Source organism: Paraburkholderia sp. JPY465 (genome assembly GCF_050436725.1).
In the GTDB taxonomy this organism is placed as follows: Bacteria; Pseudomonadota; Gammaproteobacteria; order Burkholderiales; family Burkholderiaceae; genus Paraburkholderia; species Paraburkholderia youngii.
In genome coordinates this window covers 726888-744761 of record NZ_JBNDMT010000007.1, presented here as the reverse complement: position 1 = coordinate 744761, position 17874 = coordinate 726888, and the positions used below count along the sequence as shown (strand labels likewise).

Below are 17874 nucleotides of genomic sequence, written 5' to 3'. Positions count from 1 at the left end.
GACCTGCCTGAGGTAGGCTAATGCCGGAAAGCGCGCGATCGAGCCCCACGGGCATCTCCCGGTTGCCCCGCGTATGACTTACCCGGCGCTTCGATTATGATATCCATCCGACGATCTTGAGCATCTGCGGAACTGGCGATGAAGCCGATCAAATTGCGAGTATCGCGCGACGAAGCGGACAACCTGCTGGACGATTTGACTGCATGGGCGAGCACCAGCGGCATTGACCTAGGGCTTTCCACCTTCAGTACGCCCCATACCTTGTCGAGCACGAATTCGCCCGTTGTCTATCATGTCTATGTGGGCGAGAGCTTTTTCGAGCAGTTCCCGGAGTGGCGCATGTTCATCGAGCAGTAACCGGCCACCCCGGCTATGCAAAACCGGCGACAACGCCCAAAGATCTAGAGACAACTTCGTGTAAGTCGCAATCTTTTCAATTCATTTGACGACAGCGGCCAGCAAAGTGGGAACACCGCAGCGGCGTTTGCGCCGCGCTTCGATATCGGCAGCGGCCGGCCGTTCAACACGGAAGTCGATGCCTTGACGGGCGAATTCAGCGCGGCGCGCCGAGTCGTTGACCGCATATGCAGCGTCCGTTCTATCCGGCAAGCGGCCGGTTCAGCTCAAAACGAACAACTGGTTGCGGAGTAGCGTCGTGTGCTGCGCGCTTCGCGGCGTCGTAAGCCGACATCATCCAGCCCTAGAAGCGGTGCCGGATGCCCGTGCCGACGAGCAACTGGTTTTGACTGCTTGACGGATCGTTGGTGTTGATCACGGTAGGCGCGCCCAATGACGCGTGCTGATAGATCGTTTCCGCGTACACGTCCGTACGCTTCGACAGTTGATAGACGGCCTGCAGCGCGCCCTGGTGCCAATGCGCCGAAGAAGCGTCGGAGAACACGTACATACCCGCTAGCGAGAGGGCGGGCGAAGCTTGCCAGACCGCGCTGATCTCGTAGTTACTGAACCCGATCGACGGCAAAACGCTGCCGCTGTCCGCATCGGCAACGCCTGTGTAGATCGAACGCGACCACGCCCCTGCCAGAGTCACATCGCCGAGCGCATAACTCGCGCCGGCGGCGACCGCATCCTGCTTTTGCACACTGGCGTCGATTATTGTCTGACCGCTGCCGGGCAATGCCGATGGCGAGTAGGCACCGACCTCGTTGAGGCCGCGTCCGTTGTTGTGCATCCATGCGACACCGGCATTGAATGGGCCATTGCCGTAGTTCGCAGCAATGCCGTATGCACGGTTCTGCGCGAACCGGCCTGCAGTGTTGGAGAATGCATACATGCCGCCGAAGCTGAACCCGTTCAGAGAGGCGCTTGCATATTTGACGGAGTTCGCGGCTAGGTAGGAGTTGTTGGCATTGTCGTTGTCAAACGGATGCGCGAGCGCGGTACCGCCGGTTCCCCCTGTCAGCGTGAACGGCGCGAAATAGTCGTGAATCAGGTCGTATTGGTGGCCGAGGGTCAGCGTCCCGAGGGTCTCGGATTGAAGTCCCACGTACATCGGATGATCGTTGAATCCTTCGCCCGAGGTCACCGAGTAGCCTCGCTCCATGCGAAAAAGTGCTCGGGCTCCGCCGCCCAGATCTTCGGCACCTTGCAACCCCCAGAAACTGCCATCTATCAATCCCGACGTCGCGCGATATTGCGCATGTCCATCCACGTTGCTGACGTAGGTGAGGCCCGCATCGAGTGCACCGTATAACGTGACGCTTTGGGCTGAGCAGGTAGAACTGAGGGGCGCTAGCAATGCGCCGGCCAACGAGCAGTAGTGAAGTTGGTTCATGATCAAATCGAAGGAGTAGTGGGGCGGAAAATACCGAACGCACCAATGCGCTCAAGGCACACGGGTGCCACGCGAGATTGCCGGTAAAGTGCCGACGGATCGAAGCCAGTCAGATCGGCAGATCGATTGACGGAGGGATCCGGATGATGTTGCCAGCCGCAAAGGCTGGCGCAAGGAGGTGACTGTGACGTTCATGTGCGGCTCCGTGGGGTTTCGCACCCCGGTTTGTCCGATACAGGAACGAAAAGAGATCTGACTCCTGCCACAGGCAGGAGAATGCCAGGACAGACACAGTGACGCGACCGCGCTGCCCCCTTTTCGCTCGATGGAAAAATGTAGTTATCGTTTGGTCACTAACGGCGATGCACACTGTCGACGGAACAACAGAAGAATCGCGGGATCCCAAGTTTCGGTGATCGTAGTGCCTGCCGTTGGATATGACAATCAGGCACTGACCAGCGAGGATTCCCGCGCTCCAACGGAATGGCCGATGAGCCGCTGTGATGTGCCGCGGCAGCAGTTGAGAACGACTATTCCACTCGAATATCCCCAACTTTGCAACGCAGGCTACTCGATCGGCAGTTGAGGGGCGAGATCGTGTGGAAACTCCCTTTTTCAGGGTTAATGCTGGACAGCAACTGGCCGGCTCTTCGTCATTGCCTGCATTCCTCTATGTTGCAAACTGCCATGTAGATATGCATCACAAAAACGCGCAATAAGACATTCAATGCTACGTTTTTCTGAGGAAAGTGACCACTGCTTAGGTAATAACAATGGCCTATTTCTTCGAATAGACTACATTTTCTGATCCCCAATAAATCGCTGCCGTAAGTTATACCTCAATAGCAGGGGCGATATCAAATAAAGACAATTTATGCCTATAGGAAAATCTTTGATGGGGATCTCAAGCCCCCCCCGACTTCACAAGCGTTATGAATGGTATGCGAGAGTCGTGTAGTAGGGGCCGTGTTCCGCCGCCCGGGAAGCATCGCGAAGAGGTGCCTGAGCAATTCAGACAGCCGGATACTGAGAGCGGCAGGAGCCTAAGCCAGCAATTAGTGCAGGCAATGGCACCTCGAAGATCATGGAAAAGGACCGCCAAGACTGCAAAGACGTGGATGCGGGACGTACGAATACCTTTGGTTTTCCTCATGCCTCGAACGACAAGCTCGCGCCACGATCTCTCAGCACCGACCTCCATGATGAGCAGCATCGGCATCAATATATTTGATGTCCCTTCCTTCTAGTGATTGCGTAGAAAATTTCGTAAGATGCGCAACCTGCGGCGGCCAGTGCCGCGAGGGCAAATAAATTACGGTGTATTAACGTGTTCCAATATGGAGTGCCTATGAAAAATATGAAGCGAGTGCTATGTGGTGTCCTGCTGTCCATTGCTCTAACGGGGGTGGCGGCGCAGGCTACTGAGGTTCCGATCGAAATGTACTCAATTCCAAGTCCTGCGGACCCTTTCGATACTTCTACCTACTACTGCGGGCCCGGCGGGGAAAATGGGCATGGGAGTCACGCCGCGGAGCAAAGCGACTGGTCATTGAGCTTCGCATAATGCCTACGAGAAACTAGGCCATGACAAAATGAAATCCCACATTCCTCAGCGGCGCGAGGTGAAATGTGACATTGGCCGATGTCCGAAGCGAAGGTGCGCTGGCCAAACTGACTCACCAAGTCGATGTTTATCTTAGCGAGATTGCTGAGGCTGGAGCCAGCAGTCCTCGGCGGACGTATTCTGCACGACCCGCGCATTTACGCAGTGCTTCTATCCAGTTGGCTCATAACAATCCGCGGAATGTTGAACATTCAGGCTTCCGGTGGAAATCGGGGTGTAGGAATTGCAGGGACTTACTGGCAAGTTTCTGGTTCCTCGAGGACTACCGGGGAACGCAGTGCGGATTTTGAGGAAGAAATATTTCTCGTCGCGGTACCCGTAAGCGCGACGTTTAATGACCTTGATGGTGTTGTTGATGTCCTCGACAACGCTGGTATTGAACGGACGCCGGCAACGGGCCGCCAAGCCCTGCCAATAGCCTTGCAGACGCTGGGCGAACAATGTCAGAGCGGCAATCCCGCTTTGCCGGGCTTGCTTGAACCACCGCTCGTAGGCCTTTTGTGCCGAGGCGGGTTTGCGGCAGAAGCACAGCTGTTTCAGTTCGTCGCGCAGCGCGTAGACGCATAACAGCGCCGGGCCTCAGGACCTTTGATTTTTTGAATCTTTTCGGACCCAACCGCCATTTTTTGCACCAAAGGTACGTTTCCACCGAACGGGGGTGCTGGAGCGCTGTGCCTACCTTCGTCGTCAAGGTAAGCCGCTGCGTGGGGACTAAATGCAACAACGCCGATAAAAGTGGCAAAAATCCATGTCCCTGAGGAGCGAGACATGCAGACGAACCCGAACGAACTGATCTGCTGAACCCAGGCCCCCGAGATGGGCCCCGACGCCGCCCCGGCCGACATGGTGCCGACGAAGGCGAGCCGGAGGCCTGAAATGAGCCTCGCGAACCACCACTTTCCCCGATCCTGACATCCCTGAGAGGACCCAATCCCTGATGAAAACCCTATCACCACGAAAGCGTGTGGCATCCCTCGCGATGGCCATCGCCACCACCCTCGCATCCTCGGTAGCCACGGCGCAAACCCCGGACGTCGTGCAGCCTCGCAATCCCGACCGCGCCGTCCTGCCGGTCATCTCTGGCTCGAAGGTCAGCGTTCCCGGTGGATCATGCAGCGTAGGGGCGGTGTTGGTGCCCAAGAGCTTCTTCTTCAGACTGACGCCTTACCAACGTGCCACACGATGGCTCGTGCTTGCCAAGCACTGCGCGCCGATGTACGCGACCATCCAGGTGGGTACCGTTGCCATCGGCAACGTCGTGTGGCAGTCGGCTACCTCGGACATCGAGCTCGTGCGGGTATCGCCGAAGCCGAATCCGATGTCCTTGCAATGCGCCTCTCACCACAGCGCAGCCTTCTGCAGTCCGGTCCAGACTTATACGCCCCTTGCGAATAACCAGGTCTTCATGCCGCGCGCCGGGCAGGAAGCGCGCCTTGCTGTTACCGGGTGGTCGGACGCGCCGTATGAACGGTTCTGCACAAGCGGTTGGCGCACCGGAGTCCGCTGCGTGTGGCAAGGCATGTCTCTCGAGGAGGGAGTTTGGAGACCGAATTATGAGCACATCAATGCCGCGCACTCGTCCGAGCTCAGCAGCATTGACAACGGCGACTCCGGCGGACCGGTCGTCACCTACGAACGGCAACTGATCGGGATCATCTCCTCCGGCGAGCCTATCGGCCGCTCCATCGTCTACTACACGCCAATGCAACAGGTGCTGTACGAGCTTTACAGCTACACCCTCGCCCCGGCCGACCTACCCACCGATGTCGGCGAAGCTAATCCGCTATCCCGCAACGGTGAAAACGCCGGTTGGGAACTGGCGCCGGCCGGCGACGAGTGAGGTGGCCGGTCGCGGCCCACTGCCCGATGAAGCCGAGCGGGTCGCCGTTCATGACGTCGGCCTATGTCGTCCGCATTCCGTGTGGGTAGTGGGAGTAGCTTTTCAGTCAGCAAAGCGCCGCCTCCGTGCGGCGCTTTGCTATGTGGTTGAGTCGCCCCTACAAAAACCCAGCAGTCCCTTACATAACAAGGTAAGCCGCTGCGCGGCAACTAGAACCGTCGGTATGCGAAGGCCAACGCCGCTGGCAAGCGCGCCGTTGCCCGCGAGCGGGGGATGGTAGAGTCGGAGGTCTCGCGGGGAGATACTGATCATCAGAACCGTCAGTCCGATCAAACAGCTGCTGCAGACCGGCGAGGCCTGGTGTCACTGACCGGCATATTCGAGCCATTCCGAGATCGGCGTAATCGAGCCACCGGATGATCGCCGCAATCGAGCCAGTGCATGATCGGCGCAATCGGGCCACTCGATGATCGGCGTATTGGAGCCACCGCAGGATCGGCGTAATCGAGCCACGTAGCAGGCTCAGTGTTCTGTCGGGTGCCAGCCCGAAACGCATTTTGAATTTCCGCAACCCGGTACCTTCAGGCTTTTTGCCCGGAGGGCCGATGAGTCGAAGGAGGTTCGAAGTGTTTGAGTATCGACAGGTACTGGCGCGCATGCGTCAGGTGATTCCGACCGCGACATTGCCAGCGCGCGCCTGATGGGGCGTGGGAAGCTGAAGACCGTCAGGCAGCTCGCGCTCGCTCGGGGCTGGCTCGATCCCGGTCGGCCCTTGCCGGACGACGCCGAACTGGCAGCGATCTTCGGACGCAATCCGAAGCTGCCGCGTAGCTGCGTCTCCACGATTGAACCGTTTCGCGATCTGGTGCGCGGCTGGTATGACGCCGACGTGCAGGGCACGACGATCTTCAACGCGCTTCAGCGCAATCACGGCTATACGGGCAGCTATTCTGCAGTGCGGCGCTTCCTGCTGCACCTGAAGGCCGAGCGCGGCGCGAGAGCGACGACGATCCTGGAGTTCGCCCCGGCGGACGCAGCGCAGCTCGACTTCGGAGCCGGTCCGGTGCTCATGCATGAGTCCGGGCTTGTGCTCAAGACACGGTTCTTCGTGATGACGCTGTGCTGGTCGCGGCACCAGTATGCAGAGATCGTCCTCGATCAAACGGTCGAGACGTGGCTGGCCTGCCACCGGCGTGCCTTCGAATGGTTCGGCGGCCGCGTGGAGCGCGTCATCATAGACAACGCCAAATGCGCGATCACAAAGGCGTGTATGTACGATCCCGAGGTACAGCGCTCGTACGCCGCGCTGGCCGAAGGCTACGGCTTCCGGATCGATGCATGCCCTCCACACGATCCTGCGAAGAAGGGCATCGTTGAGGCCGGAGTCAAATACATCAAACGATCCTTCGTGCCGCTGCGCGAATTCCGCGATCTCGCCGACGCCAACCGTCAATTGCGCGACTGGGTGATGCAGCAGGCCGGCACGCGCGAGCACGGCACGACGCGCGAGCAGCCGCTTGCACGTTTCGCCATCGAGAAGCCACTGCTCGCCAGACTGCCCGATGTGCCGCCAGTGCTGGCCGTATGGTGCGAGGTCAAGGTGCATACCGACGGACACGTCGTCTACAAGAAGGCACTGTACTCGGTGCCGTTCACGCTCGTCGGCAAGCAGCTGTGGCTGAAGGCGACCGACACGGTCGTGCAGGTGTTCCACCGCCATGAGCTCGTCGCGACCCATCCGCGCTTGCGCAAGCCCGGCGATCGCCACACGGTGCGTGACCACCAGCCGCCCGAAACGCAAGCGTGGCTCGAGCACGAGCCACAGTGGTGCCTGGCGCGGGCAAAGGATATCGGGCCAGCCTGCCACGCGCTCGTTCTCGCGATGTTCAACGACAAGGTGCTCGTCAACCTGCGCGGAGCACAGGGCGTCGTGAGGCTTCGCGAGAAGGTCGGCGATCAACGGCTGGAGGCTGCGTGCGAGCGTGCGCTCGTGTTTGCCAGCCCCAGGTACCGCACCGTCAAGACGATCCTCGACAAGGGGCTGGACAGCCAGCCCACCGCAGCACCAGCGCCGGCGCCTGCCGACACCTATCTGAACGGCGGCCGCTTCGGCCGTGACCTCCATTCCCTTCTGATCCATTGAACGCCCATGCATCCCAGTCCAGAACTGAACACGATCCTCAAGCAGTTGCGCCTCTCGGGCATCCTCGACTCGCTCGAGCAACGCAACCGTCAGGCCATCGACGGCCAACTTGCCTACACGGAGTTCCTCGCCACGCTTCTGCACGACGAGGTTGCACGGCGAGAGCAGAAGAAGCTCGGCGTGCGGCTCGCCCGCGCTGGCTTCTCCCTGGGCAAGACCCTCGAGAACTTCGACTTCGACCGCGTGCCCAAACTCAACCGCGCTCACATCCATGATCTTGCCGCCGGCCGCTATATCGACGAGAAGGTCTGCGTGCTGATGGTCGGTCAAACCGGCGTCGGCAAGTCGCATCTCGCGCAGGCCTTGGGCCACTGCGCCGCACGCCAGGGCCGCGACGTTCTGTTCATCACGCAAACCGAACTGCTCAAGAAGCTGCATGCAGCACGGGCGACTAAGCTCTATGAACGCAAGCTCCAGCAGTTCGTGCGCGTTCCGGTGCTGATCGTCGATGACTTCGCGCTGAAACCCCTGCGTGCACCCCACGACGAAGACTTCCACGATCTGATTGCCGCCAGGTATGAGCGCGCGGCGACGATCCTGACGTCGAATCTTGACTTCAGCGAATGGGGCGACGCGTTCCCCGACAACCGCATCCTCGGTGCTGCCACGCTCGATCGGATACGGCATGGCGCCTACCGTGTCGTCATAGAAGGTGAAAGCTTCCGCAAGCCGAAACCGATGCCCGAAAACAGCGAAAACGCGGTTGCAAAATCAGGCAAAAAAACGCATTCTTGAGTCCCTTCGAAATCGCGTTTCGGGGCCATTCCAGGTGGCCTCATTACGCCGATCATCCCCGGCTCGATTACGCCGATCCGTGACAACTGGTGGCGGTATTTCAAAAAGCATGAGCATGAGATCCGCTCGGCGGTGGTGGACAACGTGGTGCGCCTGCTGCTCGAACGGAGCCTGCCCGCATCGCAAGAACGTGTGCTTCAGCTGCAAGAGCCGGTTCTGCCCCACGTGCGGCAAGAAGGCGACGGACCAATGGATCGCCACGCAAACGGCGAGGCCGCCGCAAACGCGCTGGCAGCACATCAGGCTGACGATGCCCTCGGCGCTGTGGGAGGTATTCAGGCTGAACCGCGCGCTGCTGAAGGCGCCCAGCGCGCAAACTGAACTGCACCCCAAAAGTTGGACACGGATCCAACCTTTGGGGTGTTTTTCACGGCGCTGCACACGTTCGGGCGCGACCTGCAATGGAACGTGCATGTCCATCTGAGCGTGACCTGCGGGGGCTTAACGCCCGACGGCGAGCAGTGGAAGTCGATGTATTTCGTGAAGGCACAGGTCATGCCGATGTGGCGCTACGCAATCGTCGATCTGTTGCGGCAGTCGTACGACGCGCTGGTTCCGCCGCAGGAGCTGAAAACGTAGTGCCCGACAAAAGTGGCGTGGAGCCGCTGGCTGGATCGTCACTACGGCAAGCCATGGATCGTCCATTTTGCGCCATCGTCGGACAGCCATATCCGCAACGTGAACTACCCTGGCCGGTATATCAAACGCCCGCTGCTGTCGCAGTAGAGGCTGAAGCATTACGACGGCTTTCCACCGTGGAAGTTGGTCAATCAGCAGACGCAGCGTTGGATTCAGGCAAGCTGTTTCGGGGCCATGCTGAGCGACCTGCGTTCCATCATTCGGGTTGCTCAGGATCGTCGAGGTCAACCAAGCGCGTGCATACGGCGGTGGACAGGTTGAAGCAATTACTCGCGGTGAACCGCCCCGGGTTTCCCGGAGACTATTTTGCTTGAGTCATGCCACGGCGGCAGACCCAGCGAGATTTGCATAATAAGCGGCTTCGGCCTGCGCGGGTGGAATGTTGCCGATGGGGCCGAAGAGCCGACGATTGTTGAACCAGTCCACCCATTCGAGCGTCGCCATTTCAACGGCCTGCAGATTGCGCCACGGTCCGAGGCGATGGATGACCTCTGCCTTGTACAAGCCGTTGATCGTTTCAGCCAGTGCGTTATCGTAGGAGTCGCCCACGCTGCCCACCGACGGCTCGATGCCCGCCTCGACCAGCCGATCCGTATAGCGGATCGATACGTATTGCACGCCGCGGTCGCTGTGATGGATCAGCCCGTCCTGCTGCGCCGGCTGTCGTTCGTACAAGGCCTGCTCCAGTGCGTCCAGAACGAAGTCCGTGCGCGCCGAGCTCGACACGCGCCAGCCGACAATGCGTCGGGCGAACACGTCGATGATGAACGCGACATAGACGAAGCCCTGCCAGCTCGATACATAGGTAAAATCTGAAACCCACAGCGCATTGGGCCGTTCGGCCGTGAATTGCCGCTTCACCAGATCCTTCGGGCACGGCGTCGAACCATCGCTCACTGTCGTACGTACCGTCTTGCCCCGCACCACGCCGCGCAGGCCCATCTGCTTCATCAGCCGCTCGACCGTGCAGCGCGCCACGACAATGCCTTCGCGCTTCAATTGCGTCCAGACCTTGTCTGCGCCATAGACCTGGAAGTTTTCTTCCCACGCGCGCCGGATCTCATCCTTGAGCATCCTGTCACGCTGGGCCCGCGGCGGCACCAGGTCAGGATTGGCGCGGCGAGCCACATGGGTGTAGTACGTCGACGGTGCGATTGGCAGCACCCTGCAGATCGGCTCGACCCCGTAGACGTGCCGGTGATCATCGATGAACGTGATCATCACTTCGGTCGGCGGTCGAGCTCCGCCTGTGCGAAATACGCTGACGCCTTGCGCAGGATTTCATTGACCTGCCGAAGCTCACGTACTTCCCGCTCCAGTTCCTTGAGCCGATCCTGCTCCTGCGTACTCGTGCCCGGGCGCAAACCCCGATCCCGCTCCTCCTTGCGCACCCAGCTACGCAGCGTCTCGCCCGAGCAGCCAAACTTCGCCGCAATCGACGCGATCACTTTCCATTGCGATTCCCGGTCGCCTTGATGTTCCAGCACCATTCGCACAGCCCGCTCACGCACTTCCGGCGAGTATCTTGGGGATTTCTTCTTCGTGTTTTCCATAGCTCCATTTTCTCAAGAAGTGGAGTCTCCGGAAAACCCGGGGCGGTTCAGGGCATCGTCTGGTGCGGACAGTGTGGCCACAAGATGGCGGTGCAGTACAAGAACGCCAACAGCTACGTCTGTAACTATCTGCTGCGCAGCCAGGGCGGTTCGTTATGCCAGCACCTCCCCGCTGATTTGATCGATGCGCGGGTCGTAGAGGCCTTTCTCGCGGCAATAGGACCGGCCGAGCTCGAAAACTGGGCCCGTGCAAAAGATGCGAGACAACAGACCCGTGACGCCGCCAACCGGGCTGAGGCGCAGCAGGTCGAACGGCTACGCTATCAGGCGCTCCTGGCCGAGCGCCAATACAATCGGGTCGACCCCGATAACCGCCTGATCGCAGCCGAGCTCGAGCGAAGATGGGAGGCGGCGCTGCGCGAACTGCGGCAGGCGGAGGACTCGTTCGCCCGTCGTCAGGCGGAGGAGTGTAAGCCGGAGGCCCTGAGTGATGAAGAGCAAAATGACTTTCTCGCGCTCGGCGTCCAGTTACCGGAAATCTGGCAGCGACCGCAAGTTAGTCGCGAGAGCAAGAAGGCCATGCTGCGCTCCCTTATTGATAAAGTGGTCCTGCATCGGGTCACGCGTGACCGCATCACAATCCGGGTTGTCTGGAGAGGCGGAGAAGTCTCCGAACTGGAGGTCGAACCCCGGGTGCATGCCGTGTCGGCGCTCTCCCGGGGCGCCGAAATGCTGGCTCGCCTGCTGGAACTCGCGCGGCAAGGCATCGACGATGCCACGATCGCCGCAATACTGACTCAGGAGGGACACCACTCGGCACGATGCAGCCATGTGCCAGCCAGTACGGTACGGGTCATCCGACAGCGGCACCGTGTGCTGCACGATGCCAGATCAATGCGTGCTCGCCACATCTCTGGCTGGTTGACGATGGCCGATGTTGCACAATGCTTGCAGGTTTCGACCTCGTGGGTCAAGCGGCGCATTCACAGCGGCGTCATCAAGGCAGAGCGCGACCCGCACGACAAGCGGTTCCTGTTTCCGGACACCGCAGAGAGCATCGCTGCACTGCAGGAACTCAAATCAGGGGTGCGGGACCATCTCGTTATCGCCCCGCGAGCAAACAGATGAGGGCATCAACATGACTGATCGTAAATACCGTCGTGATCAACGACGACCGTGCCGACCAGCGCGCAAAGATCAATGAGATGGTGCCAATCGCGGCCGTTGCGCGCAAGTCGTGAAGCCTCGAGACAGAACACGGCGCCGACGGATCCTGCACACACTGACGCGACCAGCTTCTGGAACCCGGGACGTTCGATACTGCCGGAGCCCGAACGTCCAAGGTCATCGTCGATCGTCGTCACTGAAGCAAAGCCCATGGTTCGTGCAGATTCAGCGAGCGCGTACTGACGATTCTGGCTCTCCGTGTGCTCCACCACCTGGCTCATGGTTGATTGACGGACGTAGACCACCGCGCCTCGGCAGAGATGTTCAGCGGAGATCTTCTGGTTCATCGCGATCTCCTGGGTCGGTTATGTTCGCCGGCTTGCCCAGCGCTTCCAGCAGAAGTGCTGCGAGCGCGTCGATCACTTCCTCCCGTCGATTCCCCACTATGGCTGCGTCGAAGGTGGGATCTAGGTGCAGTTCCAGCGGAAGCTGTACGCCGCGTTCTCTTTGCAGTCGTCTCATCGGAATGGCCCTCCGTTGACAGAGGCTTCGATGATCCTCCTGCGGCGGAGTGGCGCTTCCGATCAGACAGGACGCGGCACAAGAAGGCCAGCGCCTCGGCGCTCACTCGCGGTTCGCCAAGCGACATCGCCGAGCATATCGACGCATCGAGCATCCAGGCTGGCAGTTCGCGGGAGATCTGTTGCGGGACGTCGAGGTGAACCATCTGATTCCCGCGGCGCCCAGTGCGGCGGACCAGCCTGTATTCCTGGCCGTAGGCGGGGTGCCAGCGGTATGCGATCACCACAATTTGCGATCGGTATGTTGAATGTCGTGTGGTTTGGCGACCTACTCAAAGTGCTGTGGTGGAGTGGCGATGGAATGTGCCTGCTGATGAAGCGACTCGAGAAGGGGCGCTTCGTGTGGCCTCAAGCCGACGGTGGCGTTATTTGCCTGAGTCCGGCGCAACTATCGATGCTGCTCGAAGGCATTGACTGGCGGCAACCGACGAGAACGGCGCGACCGACCTCAGCGTTGTAAACGTCGCTGTCGGCGCGTAAACTGCCTGCATGACGCGCGCGAGCCCACTTCCCGACGATGTCGAAACGCTGAAGGCGATGCTGCTCAGCCAGGAGGCGGCGCTGCGCGAGCGCGACGCGCAGATGATCAAACTGCAGGAAACGGTCGACTCGCAACAAGCCGCGTTGGCTGCACGTACAGCCGAAGTCGAACACCTGAAGCTGCTCATTGCCAAGCTGCGCCGTATGCAGTTCGGTCGCAAGTCGGAGAAGCTGGACCATCAGATCGAGCAACTCGAACTGCGCCTCGAAGAGCTTGAGGCCGACGAAGGCGCGGCGCCAGTCGAAATCCCGAAGACGCCGCGCACGGCCGTGGAACAGGCACCCCGCAAGCCACTGCCCGAACATCTACCGCGCGAGATCCATACGCACTTGCCCGAATCCGCCGGGAAGTGCACGCAGTGCGGTGGCCAGATGAAGTCGCTGGGCGAAGACGTCGCAGAACAACTCGAGTATGTGCCGGCAAGCTTCCGGGTCATCCGTCATGTGCGCCCGAAGTTTGCGTGCGTGTGTTGCGACCACATCGCTCAGGCGCCTGCACCGAGTCGTCCCATCGAACGCGGTCTGGCCGGACCAGGGCTGCTGGCACACGTGCTGGTCTCGAAGTTCGCAGACCATCTGCCGCTTTACCGGCAGTCCGTCATGTATGCGCGAGAAGGTGTCGAGCTGGATCGCTCGCTGCTTGCGAAGTGGGTCGGTCACGCGGCGACGCTGCTGCAGCCGCTCGTTGAAACACTGCGTCGTCATGTGATGTCGGCGACGAAGCTGCACGCCGACGACACTCCGGTTCCAGTGCTTGCACCGGGTAACGGCAAAACGAAGACCGGTCGATTGTGGGTGTACGTGCGCGATGATCGTGCCTCGGCCGACATGACGCCGGCGGCGGTGTGGTTCGCCTATACACCAGATCGCAAGGGCACCCATCCCCAACAGCATCTCGAGTCGTTCAAGGGTACATTGCAAGCCGACGCGTACGGCGGCTACCAGGCCATCTACGAAACCGGGCGCGTCACGGAGGCGGCTTGCTGGGCGCACGCTCGACGCCAGTTCTATGAATTGCACGCGGCGCGCCCGAATGCGCTGAACACCGAGGCGCTTGAGCGTATCGGCGCGCTATACAGGATTGAGGAAACAATCAGGGGTAAGCCGCCCGACCAGCGCCGTGTGCATCGCCAGGAGCATGCGCGGCCGCTACTCGATCAACTCCACGCGTGGCTCACAACGATGCTGGAGACGCTCTCGCGCAAATCGGATACGAGTCGGGCGATCCTCTATGCGCTAAACCGGTGGGAAGCGCTCACACGCTATTGCGATGATGGCCAGCTCGAAATCGATAACCTGCCAGTCGAGCGCGCGCTACGCGGGGAGCCATCGGTCGACGTTATGCGCACTTCGGGATTATGCCAGGTAAGTGTGGCGAGCCGGACAGCAGGCGGAGCTCGCCACGTAGGATTCCACATAATCAAAGGGCCTCCAGAAACTTTAGAAGCGTGTCTGGCGGCCGGTAGCGGGATCGATGCGTCTTCAGTGGGGCAATCGCTGCCAGGGCACGCTCCTTCATGGCGAGATCTGCTTCAACGTAACCGTGCGTTGTCGAAGGACTCTCATGTCCGAGCCAGAGTGCAATGACCGTGATATCGACGCCGGACTGCAACAGGTGCATTGCGGTCGTATGTCGAAGCGTATGCGGCGAGATCGATCGCCCGATCAACGACGGACAGCGTGTCGCGGCTGCGTTTGCCGCGACGGCAATCCGCTCCGCAGCGTTCGAGCGCGTCATCGATCTTCCCCAGCGGTTAGGTAGCAAAGGTTGTTCGGCGCGCAGGCCTGCATATTCGATCCAGCGCCGAAGTTCGACAGCCGTATCCTTCCATATCGGTACTGTCCGTTGCTTGCGCCCTTTCCCGTGTAAGCGCACGCTCGGAGTGACATCGAACTCAAGATCGCTGACATGGATGCCAGTCAGTTCTGAGACCCGAGCACCGGTGTTGTAGAGCACTTTGAGGAGTGCCCTGTCACGCCTGCCATACCAGGTGTCTCTATCAGGGGCATCCAGGAGCGCCTTTGCCTCGTCACGGGTGAGGAATCCCAGCATTGGCTTGTCGGAGCGCTTCATCGGGATGGCCAGAATACGCTGTGCGATAAAGAGAGCCTGCGGGCACTGGGACGCCATATACTGCGCAAACCCGCGTATTGCGGCGAGCCTCGCGTTACGACTTCGTACTGAGTTGTGGCGCTCCACTTCGAGGTAGGCGAGGAATCCAACTACGAGGTCTGCGTCGATGTCGAGCAACGTAAGTTGTGCAGCTGATTTGCGGCATTGTTCTTCGGCGTAGCCGAGCAGAAGACGGAATGCATCGCGATATGCCGCGACGGTTCCCGGGCTCGCAGCCTGTTGTTGCATCAGACGCTCGGTAAAGAAGCGCTGGACCAAAGCGGCGAATTCGGCAGGTCGAGCCAACAGGGTATTGTTCATGCTGGAACCCCTTCGGCGTAGCGTTGGAAGCGTTCGCCCGCGATGTTCATCAGTTCAGGGATGCCAGTAAAGTACCAATAGGTATCGACTACCTTGGCGTGTCCTACATAGATCGACAATGCTGACAGACATCTCCCTATGTCCTCCTCTTCTCGGTAGAAGCGCAACGCGCTGCGCACGATGAAGGTATGTCGTAGATCATGCAGACGATGACGACGGTAGTCTCCGCGAGGTTTCCAGCCGAGCTGCCTCTCACATATTGCGTGCAACGTGTACAACATCTGGCGTTGGGTTACCGGCTGACCGCCTTCTCTCCGAAAGAAGCGATCCGAACATCGATCAGGGACAAATCGGTCCCGGAAGTTGGCATACTCCCGCAACTGCCTGGTGACTGTATCGTGCATGGCGACATAGCGATGCTGATGACATTTGGAGTTGCGGACGTTAAGAACACCAGCATCGAGATCGACGTCCGCAACAGTCAGGTGAATCGCTTCGGAGATCCGCAATCCTGTCGTCAACAGCAAGCCGAACAACGCGCAACACGTTGCCGGGCGCAAACCTCCAGGTGGCCCAAGCAGGCTGGCTTCGGCCAGCAACGTTCGAATCTCCTGCTCAGTAAAGATATGTGGCACCAGCCGACGGTGTCCGCGACCTAGCAAATTCCTCGGTGGGATGACCGTTGTGGGATCTGAACGCATCTGGAACTTGGCGAAGCCGCGCAGTGTTTCGATACGGCGAGCCCAGCCAATCAAGGAGGCACGCTTCGAATCGCGAGCCCAGTCCGCCGCGAGATCCAGAGTCAGATGCTCTGCGCGACGCCGATCGGCGAAGCGGGCGAAGGATTCGAGCTGCCTGCCATCAATTGCTAGTTCGAAGCCGAAGCTGCGTCGATACGCAAGATATGCCGCCACACGGGCGGCCCAACCGCCGGTGATGTTCATGCCGTGCTCCCCGGCCATGACAGGGCAACCTCGCGCAGGCGTTCAAGATCCACACGAGCGTAGACGCGGGCCGTGTCCAAGCTCCGGTGCCGTAGCAGATCAGCGATCTCCTTGATCGAGACGTTCGCCCTCTGCAGACGAGTGGCGGTTGACCTCCGCAGCACATGCGTATTGCAGAACTGATCGTCCAGGTTGCAGCGTGCGAACGCCCGATTCATAGCGCTGCGAATCGCCGCGACGCTTAACGGAACGCCGAACGGCGCCCGGTGGCGTACAAATATAAATCGACTGTCGGTTGGCGGCCGCCCCCCTCGCAGGTATCGAGCTAAAGCAGCACCCGCTTGTTCAGGCAACGGCATACGTTGCGCACGGTGGCTCTTGGTGTGCTGTAAGGTCACGATGCCACGTCGCCAGTCTATTGCGTCAAGTGTCAGGCGGGTGGCCTCGTCTCCGCGCAGGCCAAGATCAAGAATGCAGCGAGCAATGGCATAGTCGCGCATGCCGGACGGGATGTTGAGATCAAAGGCCTGCAGGAAATGCTCGAGCTGGATATCCGAGAGTACCTTCGGCGGTTTCCGGTTTGGCCAGTTGGCGATCACCGGCAAAGTCAAAACAGCAAGGCGAGTATCGTCACCTTGCAACGCACGGAATCTCAGATAGCTTCGCAGACTAGTACAGACGAGTCCGAGTGAGCTGGGTTTCCAGTGTTGTCCGGCAAGGCTGGTCAGAAACGAGTCGACGGCCGGCGTAGTCAGATTGATGGACGCAGCGAACCCATCTGGCGTGCGGCTAGCGAAAAATGCTTCGAGGTGCCGAGCACGATAGACGCACGTCGAAGGAGCAAGGCCGCACGTGTCGCGCAAATACTCATGGAAGTTGTGCAACTCGTCTGCCAGCAGCCCTGGCGCGATCGCGGGCACGACATCCGCGTAAAGTGGCAATGCCAAAAGATGATGCAGCGCTGCGCGTGTCTCCGACACAACGGATCGGCGGGGTTCAGGGCAACGACAAACTCGAAGGTGATGCCGGACAAAGTGTTCGACAAGCGCCCCATCAACGTCGGAAGCAGATAGCCGCTGGCTCCTCATCCAATAACTGAAATGAGCCAGACATCGGAGATATGCTCCGATAGTACCTTGAGCATAACGTAGCCGTTCCAGCTCACCAATGTACGAATCGATGAACTGGCTCAGCGGCCCGTATATCAACCAGTCTCGGCGAGCGAGACGTTTCAGGCATGCATCGGTGGACATGATGGTCTCCGCAGGCGGGTTCGCGGAACTTCATCAGACCACAGATTATTATGCTGAGTTAGAACCCCTCGGCGCTGCTCTCTAGACGCCTTGGAGCTCGGCGGAGACTCGCGGGACGGATTGTTCTCCCCATAATCCTGAAGTGCGCATAACGTCGATTATGCTGATCTCAGCATAATCGACGCAACTATCTGTTCGCTGGGGCAGACTCCGGCGGCGACCGTGCCGCCGCGATCTACAGCCTCATTGGCACCGCAAAACTCAACGGTATCGATCCAGAGGCGTATCTGCGCTTCGTGCTCGCACGCATCGCCGAGCATGCGATCAACCGCATTGATGAACTCGTACCGTGGGTCGTTGCCGATCAGCTCCGCACCGCAGTCTAAAGATCTCAGTCTCCAGTCAAGACGTCGCTGGGGCCACGCTTACGTCCAAAGTGGCGTTGCGACGGAGGATAATGCAGCCCGCCGATGTCACGTGATAGCAATTCTCCTTTTGTGATCGCT

At 59.8% G+C, this 17874-nt stretch carries 14 protein-coding genes, 5 pseudogenes and 1 other annotated feature; of the genes and pseudogenes, 11 read left to right on the top strand and 8 right to left on the bottom strand.

What is annotated here, in order from left to right; all coding sequences use genetic code 11:
• The first annotated feature begins 138 nt into the window (after positions 1-138).
• Positions 139-357, top strand: a complete 219-nt coding sequence (locus tag QFZ94_RS44180; RefSeq protein WP_410852939.1) for a hypothetical protein — start codon at positions 139-141, stop codon at positions 355-357.
• Between the two features lie 343 nt (positions 358-700).
• Here the strand turns inward: QFZ94_RS44180 and QFZ94_RS44175 are convergent, their stop codons facing one another.
• The gene (locus tag QFZ94_RS44175; RefSeq protein ID WP_429464269.1) at positions 701-1795 is read right to left on the bottom strand and encodes a porin; all 1095 of its coding nucleotides are present in this window, start codon (positions 1793-1795) and stop codon (positions 701-703) included.
• A 1879-nt stretch (positions 1796-3674) separates the two neighbouring features.
• Positions 3675-3989: pseudogene (locus QFZ94_RS44170) on the bottom strand (transposase); the annotation flags it as partial.
• Between the two features lie 367 nt (positions 3990-4356).
• Here QFZ94_RS44170 and QFZ94_RS44165 point away from each other — a divergent pair.
• The 6 genes and pseudogenes from QFZ94_RS44165 to QFZ94_RS44140 all read left to right on the top strand — a co-directional run.
• Entirely contained in the window at positions 4357-5259 is a 903-nt protein-coding gene (locus QFZ94_RS44165; protein WP_429464267.1) for a trypsin-like serine protease, read from the top strand.
• Positions 5260-5885: 626 nt separating this feature from the next.
• Positions 5886-7402, top strand: a pseudogene (gene istA / locus QFZ94_RS44160) (IS21 family transposase).
• Positions 7403-7408: 6 nt separating this feature from the next.
• Positions 7409-8197 (top strand): IS21-like element helper ATPase IstB, encoded by a 789-nt coding sequence (gene istB, locus QFZ94_RS44155; RefSeq protein WP_429463893.1) that lies wholly within the window; start codon positions 7409-7411, stop codon positions 8195-8197.
• A 109-nt stretch (positions 8198-8306) separates the two neighbouring features.
• The gene (locus QFZ94_RS44150; RefSeq protein ID WP_429464344.1) at positions 8307-8681 is read left to right on the top strand and encodes a transposase zinc-binding domain-containing protein; all 375 of its coding nucleotides are present in this window, start codon (positions 8307-8309) and stop codon (positions 8679-8681) included.
• Complete coding sequence (locus tag QFZ94_RS44145) at positions 8594-8836, top strand: transposase (RefSeq protein ID WP_410853251.1); 243 nt, start codon at positions 8594-8596, stop codon at positions 8834-8836. The genes QFZ94_RS44150 and QFZ94_RS44145 overlap by 88 nt, the downstream gene beginning before the upstream one ends.
• A 168-nt stretch (positions 8837-9004) precedes the next feature.
• Positions 9005-9139 (top strand): annotated as a pseudogene (locus QFZ94_RS44140) (IS5/IS1182 family transposase); the annotation flags it as partial.
• A gap of 72 nt (positions 9140-9211) precedes the next feature.
• On the opposite strand, the gene QFZ94_RS44135 reads toward QFZ94_RS44140, so the two are convergent.
• A protein-coding gene (locus QFZ94_RS44135) for an IS3 family transposase (protein WP_429458928.1) occupies positions 9212-10449 on the bottom strand; the annotation gives its coding sequence in 2 pieces (ribosomal slippage) (positions 9212-10146 and positions 10146-10449; 1239 coding nt in all).
• Positions 10043-10159: a sequence feature (AL1L pseudoknot), on the bottom strand. Its footprint overlaps the gene before it by 117 nt.
• On the opposite strand from QFZ94_RS44135, the gene QFZ94_RS44130 reads away from it, so the two are divergent.
• On the top strand, positions 10372-11577 hold the full coding sequence (locus QFZ94_RS44130; protein WP_429464265.1) for a zinc ribbon domain-containing protein: 1206 nt from the start codon (positions 10372-10374) through the stop codon (positions 11575-11577). The two genes, QFZ94_RS44135 and QFZ94_RS44130, sit on opposite strands and share 78 nt — an antisense overlap.
• A gap of 5 nt (positions 11578-11582) precedes the next feature.
• On the opposite strand, the gene QFZ94_RS44125 is transcribed toward QFZ94_RS44130, so the two are convergent.
• Together QFZ94_RS44125 and QFZ94_RS44120 are read right to left on the bottom strand one after the other, a co-directional pair.
• Positions 11583-11963 (bottom strand): recombinase family protein, encoded by a 381-nt coding sequence (locus QFZ94_RS44125; protein WP_429464263.1) that lies wholly within the window; start codon positions 11961-11963, stop codon positions 11583-11585.
• The gene (locus QFZ94_RS44120) at positions 11941-12138 is read right to left on the bottom strand and encodes a hypothetical protein (RefSeq protein ID WP_429464261.1); all 198 of its coding nucleotides are present in this window, start codon (positions 12136-12138) and stop codon (positions 11941-11943) included. The genes QFZ94_RS44125 and QFZ94_RS44120 overlap by 23 nt, the downstream gene beginning before the upstream one ends.
• Before the next feature lie 30 nt (positions 12139-12168).
• On the opposite strand from QFZ94_RS44120, the gene tnpB reads away from it, so the two are divergent.
• Positions 12169-12657, top strand: a complete 489-nt coding sequence (tnpB, locus tag QFZ94_RS44115) for an IS66 family insertion sequence element accessory protein TnpB (RefSeq protein ID WP_429464342.1) — start codon at positions 12169-12171, stop codon at positions 12655-12657.
• A 77-nt stretch (positions 12658-12734) separates the two neighbouring features.
• The gene (gene tnpC, locus QFZ94_RS44110) at positions 12735-14324 is read left to right on the top strand and encodes an IS66 family transposase (RefSeq protein WP_429464340.1); all 1590 of its coding nucleotides are present in this window, start codon (positions 12735-12737) and stop codon (positions 14322-14324) included.
• Here the strand turns inward: tnpC and QFZ94_RS44105 are convergent.
• From QFZ94_RS44105 to QFZ94_RS44095, 3 genes and pseudogenes are all read right to left on the bottom strand, one after another.
• Positions 14323-15171: pseudogene (locus tag QFZ94_RS44105) on the bottom strand (tyrosine-type recombinase/integrase); the annotation flags it as partial. The gene tnpC and the pseudogene QFZ94_RS44105 sit on opposite strands and share 2 nt — an antisense overlap.
• Positions 15168-16115 (bottom strand): tyrosine-type recombinase/integrase, encoded by a 948-nt coding sequence (locus QFZ94_RS44100; RefSeq protein WP_429464259.1) that lies wholly within the window; start codon positions 16113-16115, stop codon positions 15168-15170. The gene QFZ94_RS44100 and the pseudogene QFZ94_RS44105, both read right to left, overlap by 4 nt.
• The gene (locus QFZ94_RS44095; RefSeq protein WP_429457814.1) at positions 16112-17368 is read right to left on the bottom strand and encodes a site-specific integrase; all 1257 of its coding nucleotides are present in this window, start codon (positions 17366-17368) and stop codon (positions 16112-16114) included. Before QFZ94_RS44095 ends, QFZ94_RS44100 begins: the two co-directional genes overlap by 4 nt.
• 179 nt (positions 17369-17547) lie before the next feature.
• On the opposite strand from QFZ94_RS44095, the pseudogene QFZ94_RS44090 reads away from it, so the two are divergent.
• Positions 17548-17754: pseudogene (locus QFZ94_RS44090) on the top strand (transposase domain-containing protein); the annotation flags it as partial.
• Positions 17755-17874 lie beyond the last annotated feature (120 nt).

What these genes read in the sequence shown, in the direction of transcription:
- QFZ94_RS44180 (WP_410852939.1), top strand. Translation starts at nt 139, where the DNA reads ATGAAGCCGATCAAATTGCGAGTATCGCGCGACGAAGCGGACAACCTG.
- QFZ94_RS44175 (WP_429464269.1), bottom strand. Translation starts at nt 1,795, where the DNA reads ATGAACCAACTTCACTACTGCTCGTTGGCCGGCGCATTGCTAGCGCCC.
- QFZ94_RS44165 (WP_429464267.1), top strand. Translation starts at nt 4,357, where the DNA reads ATGAAAACCCTATCACCACGAAAGCGTGTGGCATCCCTCGCGATGGCC.
- istB (WP_429463893.1), top strand. Translation starts at nt 7,409, where the DNA reads ATGCATCCCAGTCCAGAACTGAACACGATCCTCAAGCAGTTGCGCCTC.
- QFZ94_RS44150 (WP_429464344.1), top strand. Translation starts at nt 8,307, where the DNA reads ATGAGCATGAGATCCGCTCGGCGGTGGTGGACAACGTGGTGCGCCTGC.
- QFZ94_RS44130 (WP_429464265.1), top strand. Translation starts at nt 10,372, where the DNA reads ATGTTCCAGCACCATTCGCACAGCCCGCTCACGCACTTCCGGCGAGTA.
- QFZ94_RS44125 (WP_429464263.1), bottom strand. Translation starts at nt 11,963, where the DNA reads ATGAACCAGAAGATCTCCGCTGAACATCTCTGCCGAGGCGCGGTGGTC.
- QFZ94_RS44120 (WP_429464261.1), bottom strand. Translation starts at nt 12,138, where the DNA reads ATGAGACGACTGCAAAGAGAACGCGGCGTACAGCTTCCGCTGGAACTG.
- tnpB (WP_429464342.1), top strand. Translation starts at nt 12,169, where the DNA reads ATGATCCTCCTGCGGCGGAGTGGCGCTTCCGATCAGACAGGACGCGGC.
- tnpC (WP_429464340.1), top strand. Translation starts at nt 12,735, where the DNA reads ATGCTGCTCAGCCAGGAGGCGGCGCTGCGCGAGCGCGACGCGCAGATG.
- QFZ94_RS44100 (WP_429464259.1), bottom strand. Translation starts at nt 16,115, where the DNA reads ATGAACATCACCGGCGGTTGGGCCGCCCGTGTGGCGGCATATCTTGCG.
- QFZ94_RS44095 (WP_429457814.1), bottom strand. Translation starts at nt 17,368, where the DNA reads ATGTCCACCGATGCATGCCTGAAACGTCTCGCTCGCCGAGACTGGTTG.